The organism is Weissella tructae (assembly GCF_000732905.1).
Lineage (GTDB): Bacteria > Bacillota > Bacilli > Lactobacillales > Lactobacillaceae > Weissella > Weissella tructae.
The window spans coordinates 1,269,269-1,295,963 of sequence record NZ_CP007588.1; the positions used below are offsets into that span (position 1 = coordinate 1,269,269).

The window sequence follows — 26,695 nt, forward strand, 5'->3', positions numbered from 1 at the left end:
TTTTAGTACTTCCTTTTAATTTTCTCTATATTCATTCCATTCTATCAGAAACAAGTAGGCTTGTCGCCTTATCCAGGGTAGATAAAAAGACCACCCAAGGGTGGTCTTTCAAATTTCAGTCTAAAACATCTTACTTTATTTGTTTTTGGGCAAAAGCCAAAGTCACAAAGTAGATTGCGGCTTCGATAATCGCAATGAAGAACGAAACGGGTAAGTTTGTCCAAAACGACAATACCAACGCAGACCAAACACCAATTAGCGCAAATAAAATAGCGTAAATTAACATTTGTGTCACAGTACGCCCAATGCGCATCGCTGAACTCGCTGGCAAAGTCATCAAAATAAAGATCAACAATGATCCGACAATTTGTGATGAAACAGCAACTGTCGTGGCCATCAAGACCAAAAAGATAACTTCAATGGCGACGATGTTTTTCAAACTAAAGCGTGCAGTTTGGTAATCAAAGGCAAAATGACGTAGTTGGCGGAAAAGCACTAAGCCCACAATCAATACACCACCCGCTAAGAGTACCACTTGAATAATATTTTGCTCACTGATACTAAAAATAGATCCAAACAAAATACTTGTCGCAGCACTCGCATTTTTCTGCGATAGTGCTAAGAAAGCAATCCCTAACCCAATCGCCACCGCACTCACTGCTGAAATCAATGATTCTGAGCGTTTTTCTTGCATCCCCAGTTCACCAATCGTCGTCGCCGCAAGAATGGTAAAAATCAACATTCCCCATAGTGGTGACCAACCCATAAATAAACCAAAAGCAGCTCCAGCAAAACCAATTTCACTCAATGTGTGCGCCAAGAATGATAAATGACGAGCAACTACAAACACACCAACAAAACCACTCACCACTGCAATTAGCGTTCCAACTAAGAAGGCATTCTGCATAAATGGATAACTAAACATCTGTTTGCCTCCCGATTTCTAACTTATGAACATCTAGTTGTGAAACAGGACCGAATTCACCACCATTTGGACCTAACAACAAATAATCATCTGCATATTGTTGGATAATGTCTAGATCATGACTGATCATCACAATACTCAAATCATGATGGTCACGATAATGACGAACCACATCCATCAATTCGAATTTAGCCACATTATCTAGATTAGCGGTTGCTTCATCTAGTACCAACACATCTGGATTAGCTAGCAGCGCTTGGGCCAAATAGGCGCGTTGACGTTCACCACCTGAGGCTAAATCAATCCGTTGCTTGCTCAAGGCTGTTAAATTGGTATCTTCTAAAATGTGGGCCAAATGATTGTTTTCAGCCTTCGTCATCCAAGGACGCCAACCACGATCGTTACTTAGCGCAACGAAGTCCGCAATTTGTAATGGAAAGTTTTGTGCATCGGGACGTTCTTGTGGCACATAACGAACAACATTGTCAGGGGTTCCCCACGTTAATGTTCCCGCTGTTAAGGATTGTTGCCCTAACAATGCACGAATTAAGGTTGTCTTTCCAGTTCCATTATCACCAATGATTGCCAAAACACGTTTGCTCTTCAATTCAAAATCAACATTTTGATACAGCCAACGGTCCCCAAAGGCAATCCCAACACCTTCTCCTTTTACAACACCCATTATTACTTCACCTCTTTTTGTAACGCTTCTAATTGTGCGTATTGCCAGTCAATATAGTTCATATCAGATGGCTTTGTTTCAGACACTTTCACGACTGGCACGTTAGCTTCTTTAGCAGTCTTCACAGCTTGGTCGACTAATTGACTCGTTGCTTGTGTATTTTGAATCACAACAACTGCCTTGTGTTGACGCGCAGCATCTTCCCAAGCCGTAATAGCGGCGGGAGTTGGATCTTGTCCTTCTTCAACTGCGTAGGCAAATTCCGGCACTAATACCTCAGCGCCCATCGACTTCAACCATGGGTCAAAGATTGGTTCTGTCGTTAAGACAGCCTTCCCCTTTAATGCATGGGCCAATTCATCACGTAAGGCATGCACACCCTTCATCTTGGCAACGTACTTTTCAGCATTCGCTTCAAATGTACGACGCTCGTCTGGTGCAATTTCACTATATGCCGCAACTAATTCTTTCGTTAGTTTTTCTACCAAATCTGGTTCATACCAAAAATGTTCATTATCTCCAGCTTTATAATGATACAAATCACTGACACTAATCGCGTTGGCTTTCGGGTTCGCCTTAGCAAACTTTTCACTCCAAGCATCTAGTCCACCACCGTTTGAAATAATGACATCTGCTGCATCGTATTGCTTCGCCGTATTCGGTGTTGGTTCAAAATCATGCGGATCGACATCTGGATTTGCAATCACACTTGTCACTGTCCCAGCATCACCTAAGACAGCTTCTGCGATGTCCCCATAACTATTCAAACTCGCAACCACGGTCAATTTATCATTTGTTTGGGTTGTTTTATTTTGTTGTAGGCCTTGGTAAATGACCAAGCCAATTAATCCAATAACCAAAATACCCGGTATCCATAATAGAAACTTTGAACGATTATTTTGCATGCGTTTCTCCCCCATTTAAACGATCCATCATTGCTGTCAAAAAGTCTGAGATAACTACTTGTTGCGCATCATCAAACTCTGCTAGAACAGCATCATATTCTGCTAAAGTATCCCGATGCTCTTGTGCATGAGCTGATGCTAAGCTAATTCCCCGAGTTGTTAAAGACCAACGGTTAACACGCAAATCATGTACATCTGGCACTTGCGCCACCATTGGCTCTTCATCATTTTGTAAGACCTTCATTGCCTTTGTAATAGCCGCTGCAGTTACCTGCAATGCTTGCGCTAATTCAGTATTTGTTTGTGGTCCTTTTTGTGCCAACAACATCAAGACATGGCCTTGTGTTGCCGTCACCCCGGCCTCCGAGCGATCACAGATAAGAATTTCACGTTGATTTTCCGCTAGTATGCGTACATAGTTTAGAAAATCATCAATTTGTTTTGCTGATTCTGTTGCCATACAAAAAACTCCTTTACCAGTTAATTAACCAGTAAAGGATATCACATTGTTTATTCTTTGACAAGCGCAACTTCACGTAAACGTCCTTTACATTTTCCACACACATACTTATGGATATTTACGCGGCGTTGCCGTTCCATTCGATGCCCATTTGGACATTCATACGTATGATTAACTCGCCGCTTAGATGTTGTTGGCGCATAACGTGCCCCTTCAACCTGGGCCAATAATGTTTTAAACGCTTGGTCTTTATGTTGGTAGGGTAAGCCATTCACATGTAAATGATAGTGAACCAATTCATGTCGGATAACCCCAATTAAATTCGTTTCATCAAATTCGGTTAACATCAACGGATTGATTTCAATATCATGTGTCCGCAATAAATATCGACCACCCGTTGTTCGTAATCGTGTATTAAAGCGCGCAACATGTTTGAATGGCTGATTAAATTCATCTGCCGAAATACGTTCAACTAATCTCTGAAGCTCAGTTGGCGTCATATTTCTTTTGTTCTGCCACACGCAAACCTAGATAGAATTCTGCCATCGCTGCTGTGTAGTATGGTCGAGAATACAAAGAAGAAATACGCATCGTTAGCATATCCAAAATAAACCAACCGATAAAACTTAATTGTAATAGGAACAATTCCATTTTATGTCCACGCATCATACGTGCAGATTCCTTTAGATATGCAGTCGCTGACTTAATGCCACGACCCGCTGCAACATCTTCAGCGTATAAATAAGTTGCCTGTGAATACGCATATTGCTTGATGATCCCCGGCACAATCAATAGCAATGTCCACAATGTAATAAAGAACATACGTACCGCAACCAAGACGACACTATCAATCAACACATCTTTACGCCAAAAACGTACACTAGCACGGTATTGCTTTTCAGGTGGCTTATTTGTGGCACGCCATTGCACAAATCCCCAGACTGATCCAATCATAAAGACACCCATAACAATATCAATCAAGAATTGCATACCTAACAATCCTAGTAACATTGATTGTACTTGTCCCATTGTCGCAGTAATTTGGCCAGAGGCCACTTCACGCGCCCACGTTGTACGACCATTATTGTTAACTAACATCCCTAGCACTAATTCTAAGATTAGCGCAATAAAGACTAAGTTAAACGCAATCGGAAAGGCCTTCCCACGTACAAATTCACGTGCCCTTTTTTTAATTTGATTCGTTTGCATTATTATCATACTCCCTCTAGTTATCGTACCTTTTATGGTATCAAACAATCATCTGAAAACAAAATAAAAAGCCGGCAAGCGTAATCGCTCACCGACTTTTTTAGCTGGGATAGCTGGATTCGAACCAGCGATGCACGGTACCAAAAACCGATGCCTTACCACTTGGCCATATCCCAATGTTAAATGGGGGCTATAGGATTCGAACCTATGAACCCGAAGGAATGGATTTACAGTCCACCGCGTTTAACCAGACTTCGCTAAACCCCCTCAAATCAACTTATTTATAATACCAAGCGTACAAATTGATTGCAACCCTTTTTGTCAAAAATTCTCTAAAAAAAGTAAATTACTTGTATTTTTATATTTTATTCGCCTTTATTCCCTAATCCGGTGCATATTTACATGTAAATCTAGCATGTAAAGTACTCGTTACGTCCATGTAAAGAGGTAGGTGCCCCGTGTAACCGACAAATTAAGTATAGTAATAAACATACTGATTGAAACAAGAAAAGCAATTTCACTAAAATTGTATCACGCTCAATGAATGCTCTAAAAAACATTCATGCCATTCAGATCATGGGGGATCGTTTATGTGGTTTCAAATTATCATCAAAACCTTTGTAAGTACGATCGTCTTAACGCGTGTCATTCAACACGTATTTCCACAAATGACATTACATTGTTATGAAGAAAAAATACTCTTTTCCCTGATTATTTTTGTGTTAGGTTGGTTCTTCTATTTGCTTAACGGGAAAAAACAAAACTTGTCTAAAACAGAAGAACTCCCCAATCGTAATCATGACTAAAATCCCATCTTAAAATCTTTATCTCGTCCATGAGATAAGGATTTTTATTTACCCTGTGACTGCCAAACAGCATCATCCATCTTTTTAAACAACAAAAAAGCCGATAGACAGATGTCTATCGACTTTCATTAGCTGGGATAGCTGGATTCGAACCAGCGATGCACGGTACCAAAAACCGATGCCTTACCACTTGGCCATATCCCAATTATGGTGGGGGCTATAGGATTCGAACCTATGAACCCGAAGGAATGGATTTACAGTCCACCGCGTTTGACCAGACTTCGCTAAACCCCCATAATTTAAGGCGTTGGGCACTTGATGCGCCTCAACAAAGTAATACTATACAGACTTTTAACCAAAGTGTCAACGTTATTTCGAAAAAATGTACATTTTTTCTTCAATTGCAGTCATTAAGTCGATATTTAGCCACTCTTGATGCCTTTTTTTAATCCCCAAAGCAACATTTACATACGGAACATCGTCATAATAACGAATCGGCGGGTTCACATGTTGGTGGCCAAAGACAACCGCACGCACATTCTTCTGGGCTTGTAACAATTCGCCAACGCGCTTTGATCCCATCATTGCATTCACTAATTGCAGTCTCAAATCCTCACTTACGTGTAAATCGTCTTTAATAGGTACAAAGTGCGTCGCAAAGATAACTTCTTTCTGATCTGCTTGGGCTTGTTGCAACAACTTCGCCATTTCATCTAAGCCTTTGTCTGTACGTGCTAAATCACTCTCGTTTTGTGGAATGACACGGTCAAAATAAAGCCCATTATGAAAAGCCCAGCCAGCCTCTTCAGAGACCGTAGGCGACAAACTATAATCATACCAACCATTATGACCAATAAGACGAATATTAGAATTTGGTAAGTCTACATATCGTTTGTGCAAATAATGTGGATACGTCTCTTCTAATTCAGCTGCACTAACATTGCGCCCCATATCATGATTACCTGCCACAAAAAAGACCTGCACATTGTCATGCCGATCACTAATCTCCTGAACAAGCTGTTGCGTTCGCGTGAAATCGTTGTAAGTATCCCCTACCAACACTAATACGTCTAAATCATGACGTTTAATGACTGATATCAGCACATTTACAGCTGTTTCATCATCAATTTTATTAATATCAAAATGTAAGTCGCTAATAAAACCTAACATCGTGTAGCCTTCTTTCTTATAAAATAGATGAAAAATGTCATATTTTCTATCAAATACACTTAAAATGAACTTGCCCTTTAAGAACGCGTGTTATAGAATTATTACTATTATCTAATCATAATATCATAAATCGCTAACGTACAATTAGCGTTGGAAATCGGGAGAACACAATTATGAGCACATCAACGAACCCGGCTGACAAAGAACCGCAGAAACAACGGTCATTTTTTGGTCAACCATACGGCCTAAAGACACTATTCCAAACAGAACTGTGGGAACGCTTCAGTTACTACGGAATGCGTGCCATCTTGCTTTACTACATTTGGGACCTAATCGCTAGCGGACAACTTGATATTGACCGCGCAACCGCAGCATCAATTATGGCGATTTACGCGTCATTAGTTTACCTATCAAGTGTTATCGGTGGATTTATCGCCGACCGTTTGTTAGGTGAATACAAGACTGTCTTCGGTGGTGGTTTGCTAATCATGGCCGGTCACATTTTCTTGGCATTGCCTGGTGGTGCATTTACACTATTTGCATCAATGGGACTAATCATCTTAGGAACTGGGCTATTGAAGCCGAACGTTTCTTCAATGGTTGGAACACTATACCAAGGAAATGACTTGCGTCGTGACTCTGGATTTTCAATTTTCGTTTTCGGAATTAACCTAGGTTCATTCATCGCCCCACTAACTGTTGGTTGGACACAACAAAACTTCGGGTTCCACGCTGCCTTCTCATTGGCCGCAGTTGGAATGTTGTTCGGATTGATCCAACTACACCGTGGTAAGAAGGATATTCCTGCTGAATCATACTACGCGCCAGACCCAATTCAACCTGAAGAAGTTCGTCCATTGGTATCTAAGTTAGTTATCGGTGCTGTCGTCTTCGTTCTTGTCTTGATCTTGATGTTCTTGATGGGTTGGACTTCTATTGAAGCTTTCATTAATCTACTTACGATTATTGCCTTGCTTCTACCTATCTCATACTTCGTTACAATGAGTACAAGCCCTAAGGTCACACCTGAAGAACGTTCACGTGTGTGGGCCTACATTCCACTCTTCATCGCTGCCATTCTTTTCTGGGCGATTGAAGAACAAGGATCAATCGTTTTGGCAACATTTGCAGCGGACCGTGTTAACTACGCTGGTATGCCTGGTTTCGTTTCACCTGCTATGTTCCAATCATTGAACCCATTGTTCATTATGTTGTACACACCATTCTTTGCTTGGATGTGGACAAAGTGGGGAAAGAACCAACCTTCTGCCCCACTTAAGTTCGCAGCTGGACTAATGTTTGCTGGAGCATCATTCCTATTGATGTCTCTACCTGGAACATTGTTTGGAACTGATGTTCAAGTATCACCATGGTGGCTAGTTGGTTCATGGGCCCTAGTTATTATTGGTGAAATGTTGATTTCACCTGTTGGATTGTCAATCACCTCACGTTTGGCACCTAAGGCCTTCATGTCACAAATGATGTCACTATGGTTCTTGGCTAGCGCCGCTGGTTCTGCCTTGAACGCACAATTAGTCCGTCTATACAATCCAGCCAACGAAGTTTCATACTTCTTCTACTTTGGAATGACATCAATCGCAATTGGTATCTTATTGGTATTCATGGTACCTCGTATCAAGCGTTTGATGGTTGGTTTGTAAGATTAACAATCACAATTAAAAACGCCTCTAGCGTATGCTAGAGGCGTTTTTTTGTCGCTTATAAATGATACATCTGTTTCCCCTAAGATTACTTAGGTTCTAGTACATCAACTTCTACTTCAGTAGTAATTGTAACGACTTCGATTTCTTCAGTTGTTCCGTACTTTTCACCAACAATTTGTTCGTAGAACGCAACATTTGCCATTGTCATGTATGGTGCAACAAATAAGAATCCAATTCCTAATGTCACAAGACCCAATAGTCCCCAACCAATGAATGTCAAAAATAGCCATACCCAACGCCAGAAGACATTCCATGTCATCAATGTCCAAGTTGTACGAATAATTGTCTTAAGACGTTCCCACATAGTCATACGTGAAAAATCAACATCATTAAATGCCGTTGTATCCATATCTCCAAAAATAGCATCAGAGAACACATAATCTACTAATCCTAATTTGATGCTAACCCAGATAACTAATACAAGCCAAGCAACGAACATCACACCTGCAATGATTAGTCCGGCAAAGGCAAATCCATCTAGCAATGCTCCCATCAAAATAGCTGGGATAAATAGCCCAAACAAAGAACCGAAACCTAACAATGTAAAGATTACCGCGAAGATTAGATAATCAACTCCCATCGCTAGACGATTACGCCAAACTGTAAACAAGGCAAACCATGACCAACTCTTCGCATATTCACGCGCTTGAAGTGGTTGACGTTCTTGTAATGACATCAATGTGCTGGCATATGGGAAAAATCCCAACATCAAGAACCCAGACACAACCGCACCAATACCCGCAACATATTCGTTACCAGTCATGTTTAATACAAACATAAGCACCGCTGGCAATGTCAAAATCTTCAAGATTGAGAAAAAATTACCAGTCAACGCTTCTAGCGCACGCGCTTTAACTTGACGATTAATTGCATATACATCTTTCTTCATTCCTTACTCCTCCATACTCCCTAAGTGTTAACGTTTTTATTTTACTACACATCTAAGATGTCGTCTTCAGTTAATAATGGCAAACGCACAATGAAACTCGTCATTTCATCTGTTGATTCAACATCCACTGTTCCATTATGTGCGTCAATAACACTCTGGACGATCGCTAAACCAAGTCCAGTTCCACCGGTTCCCAGATTTCGTGAACTTTCCACACGATAGAAACGGTCAAACAAACGGGCAACTGCTTCATCCGGAATTTTCACACCATTATTAGTGACACGCACTTCAACCATTCGCGCTACTTCATCTACTTTTGCAGATAAGCGGATAAAAGTTGCGCCATCCCCATACTTCAAGGCATTACTAATCAGATTCATAAATACACGCGCTAAACGATCAGAATCTCCCACCATTTCAATGCGATTAGGTCCTGTTAATGTAGAAATGACCATTCCACGTTCTTTAGCTTCCAATTCATAAGACGCCGCTAACTGTTGTAGCATGGCATCCAAATCCATTGGTGCCCAACGTAATTTAAAATCTACTTGTTGCACCTGCGTATAATCGAATAAATCTTCAACCAACGACTTCATTTGCTCAGCCTTTTGATAAGCTGTCTTAGCATATGTTTTCGCTTGTTTACTATCAATCATCATGTCATCAGGGACAATCAAACCCAAGTATCCCAAAATTGATGTTAAGGGCGTACGTAAATCATGCGACACATTGGTAATCATTTCATCCTTTGAACGTTCAATCTCACGTTGCTCTTGCATGGCTTGTTGCGCACGCACAAACAATCGTTCAACACTCCGTGCCATTGGATCTAAATCACGACCCCAACGCGCTGCAGGAATCACATGATGCCCATCAACGTCTGAGACATCGTGTTCTAATTGTTGTACCAATTGCGTCAAAAATGACAACATCATTTGATCATAGAAATGCAGCACCGTAAATACCCAGCCTACCAGTCCAATCAAACCGATGAGTACCCACAACCAGGCGGTCATCGTGATACCAACCGCACCTAATAGACTCGCAAGTCCATAACCGCTAAGCACAAAAAATAGGGCCGAAACCATACTTTTCATGCCAAACAACAGCCAACTCAAAGCTTTAGGTTTCATGCCCTACTCCTTATCTATCTTATACACTGTAATCATGAATTACAGAACTTCAATCTTGTAACCAACACCCCAAACCGTTTGCACGACTTGGTTACCGCCAGTTGCTTCTTCTAACTTATCACGCAAATGTGACACGTGAACCATGACTGTCTTAGCTGACACCACTGATTCTTGTTGCCAAACACGTTCAAAGATATCATCAGCACTAAACACACGGTTTGGATGCGAGGCCAACAAGTACAAAATACCAAATTCTAAGGCCGTTAAGTTAATGTCCACACCTTCTGATGTTTTCACTTCATGACTGTCCTTATTAATGGTGATTGGGCCTACGTCCAATACTTCTGGTGTATCTTGTTGAATCACATTTTGAGAACGACGTAGTAATGCTTTAATACGCGCCATCACTTCTAATGGATTGAAAGGCTTTGTAACGTAATCGTCCGCCCCAGTAATCAATCCTTGAATCTTATCCATTGCCCCAGACTTTGCTGACAACATCAAAATTGGCACTCCATTGTCTTTACGGATTTCTTTAACGACTTCCGTTCCATTCATTTCAGGCATCATAATGTCCAAAACAACTAACCCGACATCAGGATTTGTACGTAATTTCTTCAAAGCATCTTTCCCATCACCAGCAGTGATTGGGTCATAACCTTCATTCTTTACGTAAATTTCTAGTAATTCAGCAATCTCTTGGTCATCATCAACAATCAAAATTTTCATTGCGTTCTCCTCTCAACCTACTCGTGTGGCTTTTAGCGACGGCGTTGGCTTCCTCCCAAGAATCCACCTTGAATTCCTGTAGCTTGACGCCAGCGACGGAATCCAAAATATGTCAACGCAGCCAAAGCAAGGTAAATCCAACCATCTAGGATTGGGTTAAATGTACGTGGAATGAAAGCAAAACTCATGTAACAGATGAACCATGCTCCAAACAAAACAATTGTCGCTGCCAAGCGGAACCACATACTACGTTGTGAGCCATCTTGACGTGGCGCAACGATCATTGACCATGCTCCAAAGAACAAACCACCTGAAACGGCTGTTAGAACCAATGCAGTCAATCCAAATGATCCAACGTTTTGTTGATTTGATTCCAACATTTGTTGACCACTGAACAACAACATCAATCCAAACATTCCAGTGAACATTCCGAAGAATACCAAGGCATTATCAACAACGATTGGCCAGAAGCCATATGAGGCATAACCACGTTCAGGCGCGTTTTCTTGCGCTTTCTTTGTTTCCAAACCTAGGGCTTGTTGTGGTGTTCCAAAAATTTGACGGGCTGTTTGTCCAGTCTTTTGACCAGCCAACAATTCGCTTTGTACTTGTGCCACTAAACCACTGTTACGTTGCGCTTCAGTTGCTTGGCTTTGTACGTCCCACATAAATTCTTGGTTACGATTTGATAGACCCGCTGCCGCGAAATCTTCACGTGTTTGTAGCGGGTAACTTGCTTGTGTTGTTTCTTCCATGTTTTTTCCCCTTAAATCCTACTCGATTAAACGTTGAACAAGAACTCCATGATGTCCCCGTCTTGTACCACGTATTCCTTACCTTCTGAGCGGCGCTTTCCAGCTTCCTTAACAGCCTTCATTGAACCAAATTCGTCCAAATCAGCAAAGGCAACTGTTTCTGCACGGATGAATCCACGTTCAAAGTCAGAGTGAATAACTCCGGCTGTTTGTGGTGCCTTCATACCTGCACGGAAAGTCCATGCACGTGTTTCCTTACCACCAGCAGTGAAGTAAGTACGTAGATCCAACAAGTGGTAAGCTGAACGGATCAAACGGTTCAATCCAGGTTCAGTAATTCCTTGCAATTCCATGAATTCAGCCTTATCTTCATCATCCATTTCAGCAATTTCTTCTTCAGCACGTGCTGAGATACCAATTACTTGTGCGTTTTCAGCCGCAGCGTATTCCGCAATTTGTTGGTAGTATGAACCAGCTTCTGGGTCAGCCATGTCATCTTCTGCCACGTTAGCAACATACAAAACAGGCTTTGAAGTCAACAAGAACAATCCTTGCACAACGGCTTGGTCGTCTTCGTTAAATTCTAGTGAACGAACTGGCTTTCCAGCTTCAAGCGCAGGCTTGATTTCGCTCAAAACGGCAAATTCAGCAACAGATGCCTTATCACCCTTCTTAGCTAGCTTTTCAACCTTTGAAATACGCTTATCAACTGCTTCAAGGTCAGCCAAAATCAATTCTGTGTTAATTGTTTCGATGTCATCCAATGGATCAACAGTTCCTGAAACGTGTGTGATGTCATCGTCATCAAAAGCACGTACCACGTGCACAATAGCGTTTACTTGACGGATGTTTTCTAGGAACTTGTTTCCTAGTCCTTCACCCTTTGAAGCACCCTTAACGATTCCCGCGATATCTGTAAATTCAAATGTTGTTGGTACCAACTTCTCAGCAGGTACTAATTCTTGAATACGGGCCAAACGATCATCTGGCACTTCAACCATTCCAACGTTTGGTTCGATTGTTGCGAATGGGTAGTTAGCCATTTCGGCTCCAGCCTTAGTAATCGCGTTAAATAGTGTTGACTTACCAACGTTTGGTAATCCAACAATCCCAGCAGTCAATGCCATATTGTCGTCCTCTTTTTCTATTCATTTGCATCAGCGTTAGCTGCTTGCAAGACTTTTTTAAATCGCTTGTTAAAATCATGTCGCGTCATCATCAACGTGTGATGACAATTTTGACATTCAATTTTCATATCCGCCCCAATGCGTGTAATCAACCATGCATTTTCACCACATGGGTGCGGCTTCTTCATTTCTACAATATCACCTAAGTCATACATGGGGGTTCCTCTTACATGTTATCTAATGACAAATCCAAGACGTCAAAAATACGTGCCAAGTCATCATCTGACAAGTATGAAATTTCGATTTTTCCGGCCCCACGTTGGTTACGTGTGACGTTAACCTTAGTTCCAAACTTATCTTCCAACATGTTTTGCGTTGCAGTTAGGTAAGCTGATGGCACAGCCGTTGGCTTTGCTTCATCACCTTGTTCATTCAACTTATTAACTAATTGTTCCAATTGGCGAACAGTTAGCCCTTCGTCAATAACACGCTTTGCAACACCAGGAATACGACGCTTATTGCGTAGACCTAGTAATGTACGAGCTTGTCCCATTGACAAAGATCCATCATTGACCAAATCCTTCACGACGTCAGGCAATGTTAGCAAACGCAATAAGTTCGCAACAGCTGAACGTGCTTTCCCTAGACGCTTCGCAACTTCTGCTTGCGTTAAGTTCATCACATCCATCATGTCACGGTACGCTTGCGCTTCTTCCAACGGTGTTAAATCTTCACGTTGCAAGTTTTCCAAAATAGCGGCTTGCATCATTTGTTGATCATCAAGATCACGAATAATCGCAGGGACCACTGTTTGGTCAGCTAATTTAGACGCACGCCAACGACGTTCTCCAGCCAAAATTTCAAATTTCTTTGAATCTTCAGTAGGGCGAACGATAATCGGTTGTAGCACACCGTTTTCTGTAATTGATGCTGCCAAATCAGCCAAAGCTGTTTCGTCGAAAATACGACGTGGTTGGAATGGGTTTGTGACGATTTGTCCCAAACTCAATTCAATAACTGCTTCACCTTCAGCTGCAACAGGTGCGACTTCTTGGACTTCGATTGATGATGTATCAACATTTTGTTCACCAAACAATGCATCCAGTCCACCAACTGTACCTAAGCCAGACTTCTTCTTATTCACCATGGGCCGCTAAGACCTCCTTCGCCAAGTTCAAGTACACTTCTGCACCCTTTGACTTTGGATCGTAATCAATAATGGCCATTCCATGTGATGGTGCTTCAGACAGACGCACATTACGTGGAATAGTTGTCTTGTATACTTCACTCCCAAAGTAATCACGGACATTGTTAACAACTTCTGTTGATAGATTTGTACGTCCATCAACCATTGTTAGCAAAACACCTTCAACTTCCAAATCAGGGTTAAAGTGTTGCTTCACCAACTTCATGTTGTTCATCAATTGTCCCAAACCTTCAAGCGCATAGTATTCAGCTTGAACAGGGATCAAAATGGCATCCGCTGCTGAGAATGTGTTGATTGTCACCAAACCAAGTGAAGGTGGATTGTCAATCAAGATGTAGTCATATTCGCCATCAATCGCTGAGATTGCATTCTTCAAACGCAATTCACGAGCCATAACAGGCGCAAGTTCTAGTTCCGCACCGGCCAAACGAATTGTGGCTGGTACAATATCTAGTCCTTCGTGTGACGTTGGAATGATTGTGTTCTTGATTGGTTCATTTTGAACCAACACATCATAAACGTCCTTTTCGATTGATGACTTGTGCACACCAGATCCTGATGTCGCATTTCCTTGTGCATCAGTATCGATGATCAAGACTTTTTTACCTAGGCTCGCCAATGACGCTCCCAAATTAACAGTGGTTGTTGTCTTACCAACACCACCTTTTTGATTTGCTAATGCAATAACGTGTCCCATTTTATTCCCCTTCCTACAACGGCTTACGAACTGGATCGCCCGGCTTACGTGGATACTTCTTTGGTGTTGGCTTAACTTTGTTAATCACAATAACTGCACGTGGATCACCATTAGGTAGTGTCACGTCAATTTGTTCACCAATTTTTCCACCAAGCGTCGTAATCGCCTTATTCGCTTCTTGAAGTTCTTCGTCAGCTTGACTTCCCTTCATCGCTAACAATGCACCACCGACTTCAACAAGTGGCAATGTCAATTCACCCAAAATGTTCAAACGGGCTAAGGCACGAGCCGTCGCAACGTCAAACGTTTCACGGAACGCACTACTCTTTTGTCCAAATTCTTCGGCACGAGCGTGTGTCACTGTCACATTTTCCAATTCCAATTCACCAACTAAGTCAGCCAAGAACTTAATTCGCTTGTTCAACGCGTCGATAATCGTAATGTTTAGGTTTGGGAAAGCAATTTTCAATGGAATTGACGGGAATCCCGCTCCGGCTCCAACATCGACCATCTTCAATGGCTCTGTTTGTAATGCTGGGTAAGCGAAAGCAAGCGTCAATGAATCATAGAAATGCTTCAAATAGACATCATCGCGATCCGTGATAGCCGTCAAATTCATATGTTCATTAACCGCTACTAGACGTTCGTAATATTTTTCATATTGCATGATTTGTGTGTCTGTTAAAACGACACCATGTTCGCGTAATGCCGCCGCAAATTCTTGAGGATTCATATCATTTCTCCATACTGGTTCCAATAATAAAAGAATACCCTAAAATGCCTATAAATTCAACTCTTAGACCGATTGAATCGAGTGCACTTCACACGGGTTTATACGGCTTTCTGGCTTAGTTGTCCGTTAACATTTTTTGCCAAATTTTTTCTTGGATTTTTGGTTGCGGATCCGCCATCAAATCGTCCATTTTTCGCCAATCACCACGCAACAAATCCTGAGTCTCGTTTAAACGGCCTGTCAAAATAGTGACTGTCCACTTTTGATGCGTGTAAATATGCGTAACTGGCTTTCCTGCAACAGCTGTTAATGTCACTTCGACACCATAATCCTGCAAAATACGCTTTTGCGTTGCAGCAATCATTTCATCGACCGTCCATTTAGCATCTGTATCACCGATAAATTCATTCACGTTATACAATGGCATCGTCCAAAAATTCGCTAGTAAGCCTGTTTCTGGTCGTTGTTCCCACAAATAACCATCCGGCGTCTCAATTGATACAGCAAAATACGTAATCGGCTTCGCTTTTTTTGCCTTGGTCTTCACTGGATAAAAATCTTCTGTTCCATCCGCGTACGCCGCATTAAATGCTTTGACTGGTGACTTTTCAGAATCGTAATTTTTAGCTGACATGAAAGATGATCCTAAATCCATAATCGCTTGATTAAAATCACCTGGGCGAACTGGATCAATCAACTCATTCCCTAAATCAAAGAACAAATTTCGTGTCTTGGGTTGCGCAATATCTGCGTCAATTTTGAAAAGACGCGCATACACCCGAAAGGCATTTCCATCAATCGCGGCAACAGGTTCTTTAAAGGCAATACTTGCCACAGCTGCTGCAGTGTACGGCCCAATGCCTTTAAGATCTAACAAATCTTTCATGTTATCTGGCCAAATCCCAGCATGATCGTTCATAATCTGTTGCGCGGCTTTTTGCATATTACGAACACGTGAGTAATACCCCAATCCTTCCCATGCTTTTAGAATTGATTGTTCTGGGGCTTCAGCTAAATCTTTTACCGTCGGAAACATTGTCATAAATCGTTCGTAGTAAGGAATAACTGTATTAACTTGTGTTTGTTGCAACATAATTTCTGATACCCAAACATGGTATGGTTCTTGATCTTTGCGCCAAGGTAATTGGTCACGACCTTCTGTGTCGTACCACGCTAACAACGTTTCTCTAAACGCTTTAATTGTGTCTTCTGACCACATTTCAATCATCTTTTAAAACTCACTTTCATGTGTCACTATGTATTTTCATTTATTTTTTTAATGTCTCTATAAACATAACACTTCCAGCCATTCTATGCCCGTATTTGTCAATTTTCTTCTCCAACAAAAAACACTGTACACGGGACGGCAAATGCCCGTATACAGTGTCTCTCACTTTAGTTATGTGTCATGATTCCCATACCATGAATCGTCAAGATATTGCTTATCTAAAGAAATGTGTGACCTTCATCGATAACTCATGACACCAAGTTGATACATCAACATTAGATTGGTATAGAATCAACAACATCTCAAAAAACAAAATCCCAGTTAAGAATATTGCGATTCTCTTTAATCGTTCCACTTGATATCGCTCACGCCACTTTGGATCATGTCGCCGTGCACGTAAAAATTCGTACGTATGATATGCCATGTTTTACTCCCATATTCAAAAGTTCAATGACATTCTACCACTAGGAAACACCTCTATTTGTTCTCAAATTCTCATAAAAACCCGTCGTTTTTTAAATTAACCAAAGAAAAACGTATGAACCATTGTTCTTATCCTAAATTAAAAGACGACGGCGAAATCCATTATGGCGCCATCGTCTTTTCGGTCATGATTAATCTATGAAAATCATTATTTCACGGTACGTTTCTTTTGTGCGCGTGGCAACATAATCGTAAATGTCACCCCGTGCGGATCCGTATCACTAATTGCGATCGTCCCATGATGTCCTTGCACAACCCATTTTGCAATCGATAGTCCAAGTCCATGCCCACCTGTCGAGCGTGAACGTGCCTTATCAATACGATAGAACCGATCAAACAATCGCTTCTTTTGTTCATCTGTAACACCTTTACCAGTATCAGAAACCGTCAATTTAATCATATCCTTCTTCTGCTCACCAGTAACCGTCACAGCTGCCCCTTCACCGGCATATTTTTGCGCATTATCAATTAAGATCACGAATAACTGACGGATACGTTGCGCATCCCCCGTCAAAATCAATTCATCCGGCATGTCGATGGTTAGTGTCTGTTCTTTGCTATCTGCATTCAACTTGTACACATCCCCAACTTCACGCGCAACTTCGGTCACGTTAATATCATCAAATCGGAACATTGGTACACTTGCATCAGATTGCGCAAGTGTCAACAAATCAGACGTCAAATGGTTCAAATGACGTACCTCAGTCAAGGAATTAGCGATGTTTTCAACTTGATCCATCACCGTGTCGTTTGGATGTTCCAACATACGTTCCAAGTTGTTTTGAATAATCGTCATCGGGGTTTTGAATTCATGCGCTGCATCAGCGATAAATGTTTTTTGTTGCCTAGACGCGCGTAATACTGGACGCATATTAGCACGGGTTAACGCCATCGCCATCAGCAACAGTGCAATTTCAGATAATCCAAATATCCATAACAAACGGTACGAAATTTTTTCCAACAAATCGTATTGCGCCGTCACATTCAAATACGCTAATTGATTATCGTGGGCTTTAAAGAAATACCAATATCCTCGGTACTTCTTCATTTCCACAACATCTTCTTTTAACATCAACGTGCTTTTCAATTCATCGGTGTAATCCATCGTTTGCGCTGGCTCAAGATTATCATTTGATTGGCTTTCAACAAATGTTTTTTCAACTCGACGTTCAGCCGGCTTATACATCACTTGCTTAAATTGCGCGACCGCAAAAAAACTAATCAACGCAAACACCAACGTAAAACCAACAACCATTAAGATGGTCATCTTTTCACGTTGACTCAGTGACTCTCTTAGTTTTTGAAGTGGTCGTGGGAGACGTAAATTCTCATAATTTTGTGCGACATATGGCACATATTCTGGCGTTTGTGGCGCTTTACGTTCAGCCATCTTTAATCCGCCTGTGCAGTCAATGAATAACCAACATTACGCAATGTCTTGATGTTAATTTCTGCATCAGCGTTACGTAGGTTCTTACGTAGATTACTCATGTACACTTCCACAACAGTCAATGATGTATCAGAGTCAAATCCCCACAAACGATCAAAAATTTGGTCCTTCGTTACGATTTGGCCCATGTGTTGCATCAAGTAAACAAGCAAACCAAATTCACGACCTTGTAGATTTACCTCTTTACCATCAATCAATACTTTGTGTTGTTCAACATACACTTGTACGTTCCCAACTTCCAATGCACCAGCTTGCCCTAGTACACCTGTATGACGTAGCAATGTCTTTAGACGAGCAAGCAATTCTTCTTTATAGAAAGGCTTCGTGATGTATTCATCGGCCCCCATATCGAATCCTTGCATCTTATCGGCCAATTCACCCTTCGCCGTCAACATCAAAATAGGCAAATTAGGGAAGGCTTCCTTGGCTTTACGCAAAATTGTAAAACCATCTTGTCCTGGCAACATAACATCTAGGATAACGGCATCATAAACACCAGATTCAATTTCATACCAACCTTCGTCACCATCATGAACTTGTGTAATGCTTCCTAGTTCGTTGATTGTTTCACTGATTGTGTCGTTCAATGCAAAATCATCTTCCACAATTAACAACTTCACTGTCTCTTTTGCCATTTCCCTACCCCTTTACATGTTCATTTCATTTTCTATATTTATACAATAGCATAATTCCTGAACCTTAAAATCCGCTATTATTTCGACGTGAACCTTAAATATTTAAGGTTCAGACAATTCTTGTTGTAAGACAAAGCGTTGAATTTTACCGCTCGCTGTTCGTGGCCATGCTTGGTCATAAATTATAAACGCCTTTGGCACTTTGTAGTGAGCTAATCGTTCTCTACCGAATTTACGCAATGCTTCTGCATCAAATACCGCGTGGTCTGCGACATGCACAAACGCAACAGGCACAGCGCCCCAACGTTCATCACTTTGCCCAACGACGACCATATCCGTAATGTCAGGGTACCCTTGGTACGCATCTTCTATTTCAGAAGGAAAAACATTTTCCCCACCTGAAGAAATCATGTCACCTTCACGCCCAATAATCGTAATGAATCCTTCTGCATCAATTTTCGCTTGATCACCTGTATCAAACCAGCCATCCACAAACGATGCTGCATATTTCGCGTCATCATTTAAATACCCGACTGTTAATGTCGGTGACTTTATTTGGAGACGACCTATTCCTTGCATATCTTGTTCTTGTATCCGTACTTCAACTGGCTTTTCTGCACGACCAACTGTTCCTAATTTGTGTACCGCATCTTCAGCCGACAACATCAAAATCTGAGAAGCCGTTTCTGTCATCCCATATGTTTGGGTGATATGGGCATTTACCTCATCCCCGGCCAATAAATCTGCTTTGGTAACAGGTCCACCGCCTAAAATGAAATGTCTGAACTGATTTGGATAATGCCCTGTTTTAGCCCCTAACATCCCCTTCAACATCATAGGTACGACTGAGATGATTGTGCCAGTTCCGCGATCAATATCTGCATTCAATTCTTCCGGATCATAATGATCATAGAAACGAACCGCTAACCCCAATACTAATGAACGCATCACAATTGAAAACCCACTAATATGAAAGAGCGGCACCACTGTTAGCCAAGTATCCTCTGCAGTTAATGCAAAGTTTTTTGCCGTTGCTTGTGCTGATGCCCAATGATTACCGAACGTCTGTTCCACACCTTTTGGCCGGCCAGTTGTCCCTGAGGTAAACATAATACTTGTCACATCAGCCATCGCAAAATCTTCAACCGCTTGATATGCAACCGGCATGACATCTAGTACCTTTGCAAAGGTCAACTGTTGGACGTTTTGCAACACATGCCCAAAATCGTCATCTTGAATGACTTGCGAAATTTCCGCATGCATCACTTGATACTGTAATTCATCTGCAGATAAACGACGATTTAATAACACAATTTGTCGTCCTAATTGTTGTAACGCCAGCACCATCGTATAACCAGTCAAGGTATTAGGCGTAATCAATGCGACTCGTGGATTGTTGTCCAAAACATTGGCCAGTTTTCCCGCTAATGTATGGACACTTTCTGCCACTTCAGCAAATGTTAACGTTGTTGTGCCATCACTCACCGCGACATGATCCGGTCTTGTTTCTGCTTGATATGTTAACCAATTTTGCATGAGCATCTCCTTTCCACCAATTAAAAAATGGCGTTGAACCTAAGGTTCCCCGCCACTTAATTAATCATTTGCTTATGGGAACTTAGGGAATTGATCAAAATCAGGTTCCCGCTTTTCCAAAAAGGCGTTACGCCCTTCTTTACCTTCATCAGTTGTATAGAACAACATTGTCGCGTCTCCAGCCAATTGTTGTAGACCAGCCACACCATCAGTGTCCGCATTCATCGCAGCCTTGATGAAACGCAATGCCGTTGGTGACTTCTTCAACATTGTTTCAGCCCATTCTAGGGTTGCTGTTTCAACGTCAGCCAATGGTACAACACGGTTAATCCATCCCATATCCATTGCTTCTTCTGCTGTGTAGAATTCATTCAAGAACCAAACTTCCTTGGCACGCTTGTGTCCAACGACACGTGCTAGGTAAGCTGATCCATAACCAGCATCAAATGATCCAACCATTGGTCCTGTTTGACCGAACTTCGCGTTATCAGCCGCAACTGTTAGGTCACAGACCAATTGCAAGATGTTTCCACCACCAACTGACCATCCACGGACCATGGCAATAACTGGCTTTGGAATCACACGAATCAAACGTTGTAGATCCAACACGTTCAAACGTGCAATTTCGTCTGGCCCAACGTAACCACCGTTCCCACGAACTGATTGGTCACCACCTGATGAGAAAGCTTCGTCGCCGGCTCCAGTTAAGATAATCACACCAATTGAGGCGTCATCACGACTGTAGCTAAAGGCGTCAATCATTTCCGCAACCGTTACGGGTGTAAAAGCATTACGCTTTTCTGGTCGGTTCATTGTGATCTTGGCAATCTTACCTGTACGTTCAAATAAGATTTCTGAATATTCTTTAATCGATGTCCATTCAACTGTTTCCATGCGTTTATCTCCTTACATTCACAGCGCTAATTTCATGTTAGTGCTTTTATCTTAACATTTTCCATCCTTTTGTGCTTTTGTTCGCTAACTTTTTTAGGGTAAAATAGAGAAAATAACTAAAATCAGACTCAGAAAGAGAGAACTTTATGACTGTTGCTAAGTTTTTGCATCTTAATGCTGAAATTTTAACCGCTGAATTAGTCACGGTTACATTACCTATTACTGCACAAACCAAACAGCCATACGGCGTTGTCCATGGCGGAATTAACGCCCTTATTGCGGAAGAAGCTGCTAGCCTAGGGGCCAACGAAGCCTTAAAAGCAGCTGGCCGTTTAGACGAAGTTGCTGTTGGTGTGGATATTCAAACACATCATTTAGCCAGCGTAACACAAGGGGTCCTAGAAGGTCGTGCCACACCGATTAAAATTGGTGGGCGTATTCAAACCTGGCAAGTCACCATTCGTGAAATGATTACCGATACTGAAACTGCCTTCTCAACAGTGACACTTACAAGCATGTCACGTCCAAAATAAGGAGACAATCATCTATGGAAGCTCTACTGATTATTGACTACACGAACGATTTTGTCGCAACTGATGGCGCTTTGACTTGTGGTGAACCTGGCCAAGCCATTGCCAACCGCATCGTTGAACTGGCTAATGAACATTTAGCCGCTGGTAACGCGGTGATTCTTCCAACCGATTTACATGAAGAAAACGATCCACTTCATCCAGAAACGGCCCTTTTCCCACCACACAATTTGGCAGATACATGGGGCCGCGAATTTTACGGACCATTAGCGGATTGGGTACGTGACCATCAAGATGATGCCAACGTTTATGTCTACCCTAAGAATCGATACAGTAGTTTCGCTAATACAAATCTAGATAATTACCTACGTAGCCGTCGTATTACATCACTTCATTTGACTGGTGTATGTACCGATATTTGTGTCTTACACACAGCCACTGATGGTTACAATTTAGACTATGACCTAACCGTCCATGCCGATGCTGTCGCTAGTTTTTCACCTAGTGGTCATGATTGGGCCTTACAACATTTCCAAAACAGCATGGGAGCGACTGTCACCTCTCGTGACGTCTAATCCTTTTAAATTGATATCAGTAGTTGTTTCTTACGTAGAAACAACTACTTTTTTTATGCCCTTCATGGACCTTATTTAAAATCGATGATTAACCCTTCGCGCCCTTCAGGCAAACGGTATGTCTGCAAAACACCTACTTCATCCGCACAATCACACCATACTTCCCAATCCCATGCCTTAGTAAGTGTTTGTTGGGTGAATTCATGCCGTGCTAACCATCCCCAAGCTAATAGATCGTTCGCAAAAACAGGCGGTCCAAATAATAAGACTGGTTTAACCTGTGCTTTTAACAAATCATGCACACGTTGTAACATAGCTCGGCGTACAAGCCGGGTGTCCTTCACGACGATAATTCCTACGACATATTGTCCCATGTCCATCACTTGAATTTGAATATTCGCATTGATGATGCGACGCCATAATTTGATTGTTTCATGTTGGACTAATAGCCCGACGCCACGGTGTGCAGTCGGCGTCAACATTTGCGTTGCCCAGCCTAATTGCCATGTCTGGCTGGTATTACACAGTACTTGGTGGATTAATAAGGCAGGATTATCACGATACAAACGACTAATACCATCATCAGCTAAGACCACATTATAGACCGTGTCTGGTGTCCCCGACTGTACAGATTGTTCAGCCGATAAAATAAGAATAGCATCGACGGCCATTATTCTTGCCTGCTGCACAAATTCTGTTATATTTCGCATTTTCTGCACATGGTTCATCACAATCATTCGCATCATCTTGCCTCCCTTTACATAAGTTATGGGCTAATATTAGCGAATCGCCGACCGTTACACAAGTGCCTATATCAGTGGATTTTATGCAGGTTTCCATTACTTATTTCATCGTTAATCTACTTAACAAGTTCAAAGCTCGTGACACCAACATTCTTACCTCGCATCATCATTACGCCACCCTGTTAATCATCTACCCTACGTCCTAAAATAAAATATTTGAAAAATAAGCAAAATAAAAAACCCGATCCTAAAATCGAGTTTTTTAACGAACTTATTTACATATCACCAAGTTTAGACCAAGCAGGTGCTTCGTTTTCTGAAGGCATTTCTTCTTCAAAAACAGGCTCTGGTATGGCATTCATTTGCCCTGTTTGTTCTGCGTTTAAAACATCTTGCAGAACAGCTGACAGTTTCACAATTTCATCGTGATTTAGCGTTAGGCCTTTCCCCATCTTTTTGTGATCAGGTGACCAAGTGCGTAAATCAAATTTAGGTTGATTATCACCCCATTGGACAAAGTTCAATTGAAGTTCCCAACCACTTTTACTAGTTGAAAGCGTCCCAAACTCTTGTAGAATATCAAACTTCAAATCTGCCATAACGCTACCCCTTTCATTTACACAAAATTCAAATCGTGAGCGATTGGTGTTTGCATCAACACTCGAACCTTATCTAAGTCACGTGTGTCCGCTAAGACCCACATTAATTTAGCAACGGCCGCTTCTGTGTTCATGTCCCCAACAGTAATCCCACCAGCATCCGCGACTTTCTTACCAACTTCGTACAAGTTGATATCTTGTCCTTCTTCCAGAATCTGCGTTGTAATGATAACTGGAATACCACGTGCAGTTAACTTTTCAATGGCTGGAATTAGATTACGACGTTCAAATGGCAAACCACCATTTCCAAAACTTTCGATAATAACACCATGCGCTGTATCACCTAAGTAATCAAAGATTTCAACCGGCATCCCGGGGAATGCTTTCAAGACAAAGACATTCGTGTCGATGGCCAATTCGCTCATCACAATCTTATCATTTTCACGTGGTTCATATAACATCTTAAATTGTCCATCGGCGACGCTCGCAAGGTATGGATAATTGATACTCTCAAATGCACCGTAACTCTTACTCTTGGTCTTCACAGCACGTGTTCCTGCCATGACCAGACCATTAAATACTAAGTACACACCACGCAAGTCTGCTTGACTCGCAACAGTTAATGCATCGTGTAGATTGCGAATCGCATCTGTTTCAATCATTTCTAATGGCACTTGTGACCCAGTGATGACGATTGGCTTGCTGACATTGTTCAACAAGTAAGCCAAACCCGCTGCCGTGTAGGCCATGGTATCTGTTCCATGTGTGATAATAAAGGCATCATAATCATCAATATGATGTTGAATACGTTCAGCCATTGTTAACCAATCTTCTGGTTGCATGTTTGAAGAATCTTTATTCATCACCGTTTCAATTGACAAATTAATGCCTGGTCGTGGTTCAAAATACGTCATCAACTTTTCATCAGGCATACCTGGTGCTAAACCATTATCTGTTTCTTGTGAGGCAATCGTGCCCCCAGTCGTTAGAATTAGAATTTCTTGCATCGTCGTACTCCTCACCGTCCCCTATCAATTGTGTTTATTATCGCACATCCGGCCATGTTTGTGGTGTGAAATCTGAACAAAAAGAAAACACCAACAAAGAATGTTAGTGTTTTCGTTTATTTTATAGATTAATCTTTGTTTTGTGCGCTATGTTTCATCCCATAAGCGAAGTAGAAGATTGCTCCCAAGCTAATCCAACCTGCTGTCAACAACATTGACTTAGGGCTCAAGCTGACAAACAATCCCAAACAGCACAATACTGAAATCGCTGGCAAGATTGGGTATAGCGGCACCTTGTATCCTGAGTGATCAATATCCTTACGCTTACGTAAGAATAAGATACCCAATGATGCAGATCCAAAGGCAACCAATGTTCCCGCAGAAACCAAGTTAGCCAACAATTCAACTGGCATAGCAGAAGATAGCACAATCGCAATAACTGTCAAAACCAATGTTGCAGTTAGTGGCAATCCCTTACCATCCAAGTTGGCAATAAACTTTGGCAGTAGTCCATCACGTGCGAATGAGTACAACAAACGTGACCCACCAATCATGAAGGCAATAATTCCTGTAAACATTCCAACCAAGGCCACAACAGACAAGATGTTAGCTGTAAAGTAGTGACCAGCTTGACGCAAAGCCCATGCAGCAGGTTCGGCATTACCAGCGTAGTCTTGGTATGGGAACATTCCTGTCAAAACAGCCGCAACGGCAACGAACAACAATGTTGCCACTACCAAAGTTCCAATGATGGCCTTTGGCATTGTCTTTTGTGCATCAACGGTTTCAGCTGAGTTTGAGGCAATTGTGTCAAAACCAATGTAAGCAAAGAACACTTGTGAGGCACCATGGAAGATACCTTGCATTCCACCAAATTGCGTTCCAACTTCATGTGCCGGAATAAATGGTACCCAGTTAGATACTTGAATAGCAGTTGCTCCAACAACGATGAATAGTAAGATAACCCCAACCTTCATGATAACCAAGGCGTTTTCAACAATCGCAACACCCTTCATACCACGAACGATCAACATACATGTTCCAATCAACGCAATGGCACTTAGCAAGTCAACATATTGACCATTTGCTAAGTTAAATGAACCACTTAAGGCTGTTGGCATATCTACACCTAAACCACCAATAAATCCTTGGAAGTAAGCAGACCAACCTGATGCCAGCAAGGCTAGCGCGATAACATATTCTGATAGCACGATCCAACCGATCAACCAACCAACAAATTCACCAAAAATAACGTTAGACCATGAATAAATTGATCCAGCAAACGGCATTGCTGACGCAAATTCTGAGTATGCTAATGCTGATAACCCAGCTACCACAGCTGCGATAATAAATGAAATCACAACGGCTGGTCCAGCGTAATCGGCGGCTACAATTCCAGGAATCGTAAAGATTCCAGCCCCAACCACGGCCCCAACTCCCATTGCGATTAAATCTTTTGTGCGCAGCGTCGGAATCAATTGTTGATCCTTGTCCTCATAATTCGAAGGACTCGCTTGTCGGCGCATATTCTGCCAAACAGTTCCTGCCATAAATAAACTCCTATTCTATACCTAAATTTTTTTATTTAAATCGACCAATGCAGGCTTTCGCCATCATTCATTAGAGAATGATTAGAATTTTATCATTAAAACGGACCCGGCGCAAGGAAAGTTGCCCCATTCTCATCTATATAGGTAAAATATTTTCTTTTTAGGTTATATTCCGATAAACTTATAAGTAATAAGTTCACAGATGCAGGAGTTTTTCTATGTTACATTACGCTAAGTTACGTGCCGCATTATCAAGCGAATCGGCACGTGCTTTTTATATCATTGCATGCTTTGCTGGCGTACTATTATTACCG

30 protein-coding genes and 4 tRNA genes are annotated in these 26,695 nt (G+C 41.7%); 4 read left to right on the plus strand and 30 right to left on the minus strand.

Annotated features, from left to right (window positions below):
- Positions 1-130 precede the first annotated feature (130 nt).
- The 8 genes from WS08_RS06270 to WS08_RS06305 form a co-directional block, all read right to left on the minus strand.
- Positions 131-925 carry a metal ABC transporter permease gene (locus WS08_RS06270; protein ID WP_009765126.1) on the minus strand — a complete coding sequence of 265 codons (795 nt, stop codon included), beginning with the start codon at positions 923-925 and terminating at the stop codon, positions 131-133.
- Entirely contained in the window at positions 918-1,607 is a 690-nt protein-coding gene (locus tag WS08_RS06275; RefSeq protein ID WP_009765127.1) for a metal ABC transporter ATP-binding protein, read from the minus strand. Before WS08_RS06275 ends, WS08_RS06270 begins: the two co-directional genes overlap by 8 nt.
- 2 nt (positions 1,608-1,609) lie before the next feature.
- Positions 1,610-2,512, minus strand: a complete 903-nt coding sequence (locus WS08_RS06280) for a metal ABC transporter solute-binding protein, Zn/Mn family (RefSeq protein WP_009765128.1) — start codon at positions 2,510-2,512, stop codon at positions 1,610-1,612.
- Entirely contained in the window at positions 2,502-2,972 is a 471-nt protein-coding gene (locus WS08_RS06285) for a MarR family winged helix-turn-helix transcriptional regulator (protein ID WP_009765129.1), read from the minus strand. Before WS08_RS06285 ends, WS08_RS06280 begins: the two co-directional genes overlap by 11 nt.
- A 50-nt stretch (positions 2,973-3,022) precedes the next feature.
- The gene (locus WS08_RS06290) at positions 3,023-3,472 is read right to left on the minus strand and encodes a SprT family protein (RefSeq protein ID WP_009765130.1); all 450 of its coding nucleotides are present in this window, start codon (positions 3,470-3,472) and stop codon (positions 3,023-3,025) included.
- The gene (locus WS08_RS06295; protein ID WP_009765131.1) at positions 3,459-4,181 is read right to left on the minus strand and encodes a DUF975 family protein; all 723 of its coding nucleotides are present in this window, start codon (positions 4,179-4,181) and stop codon (positions 3,459-3,461) included. The genes WS08_RS06290 and WS08_RS06295 overlap by 14 nt, the downstream gene beginning before the upstream one ends.
- Positions 4,182-4,285: 104 nt before the next feature.
- Positions 4,286-4,357 (minus strand) — tRNA-Gln (locus WS08_RS06300).
- 8 nt (positions 4,358-4,365) lie between these two features.
- A tRNA-Tyr gene (locus WS08_RS06305) sits at positions 4,366-4,448 on the minus strand.
- A gap of 323 nt (positions 4,449-4,771) precedes the next feature.
- Here WS08_RS06305 and WS08_RS06310 point away from each other — a divergent pair.
- Entirely contained in the window at positions 4,772-4,987 is a 216-nt protein-coding gene (locus WS08_RS06310; RefSeq protein WP_009765132.1) for a hypothetical protein, read from the plus strand.
- Between the two features lie 132 nt (positions 4,988-5,119).
- Here the strand turns inward: WS08_RS06310 and WS08_RS06315 are convergent.
- The 3 genes from WS08_RS06315 to WS08_RS06325 form a co-directional block, all read right to left on the minus strand.
- Positions 5,120-5,191, minus strand: a tRNA-Gln gene (locus WS08_RS06315).
- Positions 5,192-5,195: 4 nt separating this feature from the next.
- Positions 5,196-5,281: transfer RNA gene (locus WS08_RS06320), tRNA-Tyr, on the minus strand.
- A 75-nt stretch (positions 5,282-5,356) separates the two neighbouring features.
- On the minus strand, positions 5,357-6,157 hold the full coding sequence (locus tag WS08_RS06325) for a metallophosphoesterase (protein ID WP_009765133.1): 801 nt from the start codon (positions 6,155-6,157) through the stop codon (positions 5,357-5,359).
- A 173-nt stretch (positions 6,158-6,330) separates the two neighbouring features.
- On the opposite strand from WS08_RS06325, the gene WS08_RS06330 reads away from it, so the two are divergent.
- Positions 6,331-7,818, plus strand: a complete 1,488-nt coding sequence (locus tag WS08_RS06330) for a peptide MFS transporter (RefSeq protein WP_009765134.1) — start codon at positions 6,331-6,333, stop codon at positions 7,816-7,818.
- Positions 7,819-7,906: 88 nt separating this feature from the next.
- Here WS08_RS06330 and WS08_RS06335 read toward each other — a convergent pair whose 3' ends face one another.
- From WS08_RS06335 to menB, 15 genes are all read right to left on the minus strand, one after another.
- A complete protein-coding gene (locus WS08_RS06335; RefSeq protein WP_009765135.1) occupies positions 7,907-8,770 on the minus strand; it encodes a DUF975 family protein in 864 nt (287 codons plus the stop codon).
- A gap of 44 nt (positions 8,771-8,814) precedes the next feature.
- Positions 8,815-9,903, minus strand: a complete 1,089-nt coding sequence (locus WS08_RS06340; protein ID WP_009765136.1) for a sensor histidine kinase — start codon at positions 9,901-9,903, stop codon at positions 8,815-8,817.
- Positions 9,904-9,942: 39 nt separating this feature from the next.
- On the minus strand, positions 9,943-10,632 hold the full coding sequence (locus tag WS08_RS06345; RefSeq protein WP_009765137.1) for a response regulator transcription factor: 690 nt from the start codon (positions 10,630-10,632) through the stop codon (positions 9,943-9,945).
- Positions 10,633-10,664: 32 nt separating this feature from the next.
- Positions 10,665-11,387, minus strand: a complete 723-nt coding sequence (locus WS08_RS06350; RefSeq protein ID WP_009765138.1) for a DUF1129 family protein — start codon at positions 11,385-11,387, stop codon at positions 10,665-10,667.
- A gap of 26 nt (positions 11,388-11,413) precedes the next feature.
- Positions 11,414-12,514 (minus strand): redox-regulated ATPase YchF, encoded by a 1,101-nt coding sequence (gene ychF, locus WS08_RS06355; protein ID WP_009765139.1) that lies wholly within the window; start codon positions 12,512-12,514, stop codon positions 11,414-11,416.
- A 17-nt stretch (positions 12,515-12,531) separates the two neighbouring features.
- Positions 12,532-12,729, minus strand: a complete 198-nt coding sequence (locus WS08_RS06360; protein ID WP_009765140.1) for a DUF951 domain-containing protein — start codon at positions 12,727-12,729, stop codon at positions 12,532-12,534.
- 11 nt (positions 12,730-12,740) lie between these two features.
- Positions 12,741-13,661, minus strand: coding sequence for a ParB/RepB/Spo0J family partition protein (locus tag WS08_RS06365; RefSeq protein ID WP_009765141.1), 921 nt, complete (start codon positions 13,659-13,661; stop codon positions 12,741-12,743).
- Positions 13,651-14,418, minus strand: coding sequence for a ParA family protein (locus WS08_RS06370; RefSeq protein ID WP_009765142.1), 768 nt, complete (start codon positions 14,416-14,418; stop codon positions 13,651-13,653). The genes WS08_RS06365 and WS08_RS06370 overlap by 11 nt, the downstream gene beginning before the upstream one ends.
- A gap of 13 nt (positions 14,419-14,431) precedes the next feature.
- The gene (gene rsmG, locus WS08_RS06375; protein ID WP_009765143.1) at positions 14,432-15,151 is read right to left on the minus strand and encodes a 16S rRNA (guanine(527)-N(7))-methyltransferase RsmG; all 720 of its coding nucleotides are present in this window, start codon (positions 15,149-15,151) and stop codon (positions 14,432-14,434) included.
- A 115-nt stretch (positions 15,152-15,266) separates the two neighbouring features.
- Positions 15,267-16,379, minus strand: coding sequence for an A/G-specific adenine glycosylase (mutY, locus tag WS08_RS06380; protein WP_009765144.1), 1,113 nt, complete (start codon positions 16,377-16,379; stop codon positions 15,267-15,269).
- A gap of 214 nt (positions 16,380-16,593) precedes the next feature.
- Positions 16,594-16,803: a hypothetical protein gene (locus WS08_RS06880; protein WP_144242038.1), complete on the minus strand. Its 210-nt coding sequence runs from the start codon at positions 16,801-16,803 to the stop codon at positions 16,594-16,596.
- A gap of 207 nt (positions 16,804-17,010) precedes the next feature.
- A complete protein-coding gene (locus tag WS08_RS06385) occupies positions 17,011-18,252 on the minus strand; it encodes a sensor histidine kinase (protein WP_009765145.1) in 1,242 nt (413 codons plus the stop codon).
- A 2-nt stretch (positions 18,253-18,254) separates the two neighbouring features.
- Positions 18,255-18,947: a response regulator transcription factor gene (locus WS08_RS06390; RefSeq protein WP_009765146.1), complete on the minus strand. Its 693-nt coding sequence runs from the start codon at positions 18,945-18,947 to the stop codon at positions 18,255-18,257.
- Positions 18,948-19,049: 102 nt separating this feature from the next.
- Positions 19,050-20,483, minus strand: coding sequence for an o-succinylbenzoate--CoA ligase (gene menE / locus WS08_RS06395; RefSeq protein WP_009765147.1), 1,434 nt, complete (start codon positions 20,481-20,483; stop codon positions 19,050-19,052).
- Between the two features lie 72 nt (positions 20,484-20,555).
- Positions 20,556-21,377 carry a 1,4-dihydroxy-2-naphthoyl-CoA synthase gene (gene menB, locus WS08_RS06400; RefSeq protein ID WP_009765148.1) on the minus strand — a complete coding sequence of 274 codons (822 nt, stop codon included), beginning with the start codon at positions 21,375-21,377 and terminating at the stop codon, positions 20,556-20,558.
- Positions 21,378-21,523: 146 nt separating this feature from the next.
- Between menB and WS08_RS06405 the strand changes: the two genes are divergently transcribed.
- Entirely contained in the window at positions 21,524-21,910 is a 387-nt protein-coding gene (locus tag WS08_RS06405; RefSeq protein WP_009765149.1) for a PaaI family thioesterase, read from the plus strand.
- A gap of 14 nt (positions 21,911-21,924) precedes the next feature.
- Positions 21,925-22,482, plus strand: a complete 558-nt coding sequence (locus tag WS08_RS06410; protein ID WP_009765150.1) for a cysteine hydrolase family protein — start codon at positions 21,925-21,927, stop codon at positions 22,480-22,482.
- A 71-nt stretch (positions 22,483-22,553) separates the two neighbouring features.
- Here the strand turns inward: WS08_RS06410 and WS08_RS06415 are convergent, their stop codons facing one another.
- From WS08_RS06415 to WS08_RS06430, 4 genes are all read right to left on the minus strand, one after another.
- The gene (locus WS08_RS06415; RefSeq protein WP_144242039.1) at positions 22,554-23,228 is read right to left on the minus strand and encodes a hypothetical protein; all 675 of its coding nucleotides are present in this window, start codon (positions 23,226-23,228) and stop codon (positions 22,554-22,556) included.
- Between the two features lie 272 nt (positions 23,229-23,500).
- Positions 23,501-23,824, minus strand: coding sequence for a YdbC family protein (locus WS08_RS06420; protein WP_009765152.1), 324 nt, complete (start codon positions 23,822-23,824; stop codon positions 23,501-23,503).
- Between the two features lie 17 nt (positions 23,825-23,841).
- Entirely contained in the window at positions 23,842-24,831 is a 990-nt protein-coding gene (locus WS08_RS06425; protein ID WP_009765153.1) for an asparaginase, read from the minus strand.
- 128 nt (positions 24,832-24,959) lie between these two features.
- A complete protein-coding gene (locus WS08_RS06430) occupies positions 24,960-26,381 on the minus strand; it encodes an APC family permease (protein ID WP_009765154.1) in 1,422 nt (473 codons plus the stop codon).
- Positions 26,382-26,695 lie beyond the last annotated feature (314 nt).

Excerpts from the sequence above, each read along its gene's own strand:
- menE (WP_009765147.1), bottom strand. The coding sequence starts at position 20,483 with ATGCAAAATTGGTTAACATATCAAGCAGAAACAAGACCGGATCATGTC.
- mutY (WP_009765144.1), bottom strand. The coding sequence starts at position 16,379 with ATGATTGAAATGTGGTCAGAAGACACAATTAAAGCGTTTAGAGAAACG.
- WS08_RS06430 (WP_009765154.1), bottom strand. The coding sequence starts at position 26,381 with ATGGCAGGAACTGTTTGGCAGAATATGCGCCGACAAGCGAGTCCTTCG.
- WS08_RS06350 (WP_009765138.1), bottom strand. The coding sequence starts at position 11,387 with ATGGAAGAAACAACACAAGCAAGTTACCCGCTACAAACACGTGAAGAT.
- ychF (WP_009765139.1), bottom strand. The coding sequence starts at position 12,514 with ATGGCATTGACTGCTGGGATTGTTGGATTACCAAACGTTGGTAAGTCA.
- WS08_RS06390 (WP_009765146.1), bottom strand. The coding sequence starts at position 18,947 with ATGGCAAAAGAGACAGTGAAGTTGTTAATTGTGGAAGATGATTTTGCA.
- WS08_RS06275 (WP_009765127.1), bottom strand. The coding sequence starts at position 1,607 with ATGGGTGTTGTAAAAGGAGAAGGTGTTGGGATTGCCTTTGGGGACCGT.
- WS08_RS06295 (WP_009765131.1), bottom strand. The coding sequence starts at position 4,181 with ATGCAAACGAATCAAATTAAAAAAAGGGCACGTGAATTTGTACGTGGG.
- WS08_RS06420 (WP_009765152.1), bottom strand. The coding sequence starts at position 23,824 with ATGGCAGATTTGAAGTTTGATATTCTACAAGAGTTTGGGACGCTTTCA.
- menB (WP_009765148.1), bottom strand. The coding sequence starts at position 21,377 with ATGGAAACAGTTGAATGGACATCGATTAAAGAATATTCAGAAATCTTA.
- WS08_RS06280 (WP_009765128.1), bottom strand. The coding sequence starts at position 2,512 with ATGCAAAATAATCGTTCAAAGTTTCTATTATGGATACCGGGTATTTTG.
- WS08_RS06340 (WP_009765136.1), bottom strand. The coding sequence starts at position 9,903 with ATGAAACCTAAAGCTTTGAGTTGGCTGTTGTTTGGCATGAAAAGTATG.
- WS08_RS06425 (WP_009765153.1), bottom strand. The coding sequence starts at position 24,831 with ATGCAAGAAATTCTAATTCTAACGACTGGGGGCACGATTGCCTCACAA.
- WS08_RS06330 (WP_009765134.1), top strand. The coding sequence starts at position 6,331 with ATGAGCACATCAACGAACCCGGCTGACAAAGAACCGCAGAAACAACGG.
- WS08_RS06345 (WP_009765137.1), bottom strand. The coding sequence starts at position 10,632 with ATGAAAATTTTGATTGTTGATGATGACCAAGAGATTGCTGAATTACTA.
- WS08_RS06385 (WP_009765145.1), bottom strand. The coding sequence starts at position 18,252 with ATGGCTGAACGTAAAGCGCCACAAACGCCAGAATATGTGCCATATGTC.
- rsmG (WP_009765143.1), bottom strand. The coding sequence starts at position 15,151 with ATGAATCCTCAAGAATTTGCGGCGGCATTACGCGAACATGGTGTCGTT.
- WS08_RS06410 (WP_009765150.1), top strand. The coding sequence starts at position 21,925 with ATGGAAGCTCTACTGATTATTGACTACACGAACGATTTTGTCGCAACT.
- WS08_RS06325 (WP_009765133.1), bottom strand. The coding sequence starts at position 6,157 with ATGTTAGGTTTTATTAGCGACTTACATTTTGATATTAATAAAATTGAT.
- WS08_RS06335 (WP_009765135.1), bottom strand. The coding sequence starts at position 8,770 with ATGAAGAAAGATGTATATGCAATTAATCGTCAAGTTAAAGCGCGTGCG.
- WS08_RS06285 (WP_009765129.1), bottom strand. The coding sequence starts at position 2,972 with ATGGCAACAGAATCAGCAAAACAAATTGATGATTTTCTAAACTATGTA.
- WS08_RS06360 (WP_009765140.1), bottom strand. The coding sequence starts at position 12,729 with ATGTATGACTTAGGTGATATTGTAGAAATGAAGAAGCCGCACCCATGT.
- WS08_RS06290 (WP_009765130.1), bottom strand. The coding sequence starts at position 3,472 with ATGACGCCAACTGAGCTTCAGAGATTAGTTGAACGTATTTCGGCAGAT.
- WS08_RS06270 (WP_009765126.1), bottom strand. The coding sequence starts at position 925 with ATGTTTAGTTATCCATTTATGCAGAATGCCTTCTTAGTTGGAACGCTA.
- WS08_RS06310 (WP_009765132.1), top strand. The coding sequence starts at position 4,772 with ATGTGGTTTCAAATTATCATCAAAACCTTTGTAAGTACGATCGTCTTA.
- WS08_RS06370 (WP_009765142.1), bottom strand. The coding sequence starts at position 14,418 with ATGGGACACGTTATTGCATTAGCAAATCAAAAAGGTGGTGTTGGTAAG.
- WS08_RS06880 (WP_144242038.1), bottom strand. The coding sequence starts at position 16,803 with ATGGCATATCATACGTACGAATTTTTACGTGCACGGCGACATGATCCA.
- WS08_RS06405 (WP_009765149.1), top strand. The coding sequence starts at position 21,524 with ATGACTGTTGCTAAGTTTTTGCATCTTAATGCTGAAATTTTAACCGCT.
- WS08_RS06415 (WP_144242039.1), bottom strand. The coding sequence starts at position 23,228 with ATGATGCGAATGATTGTGATGAACCATGTGCAGAAAATGCGAAATATA.
- WS08_RS06365 (WP_009765141.1), bottom strand. The coding sequence starts at position 13,661 with ATGGTGAATAAGAAGAAGTCTGGCTTAGGTACAGTTGGTGGACTGGAT.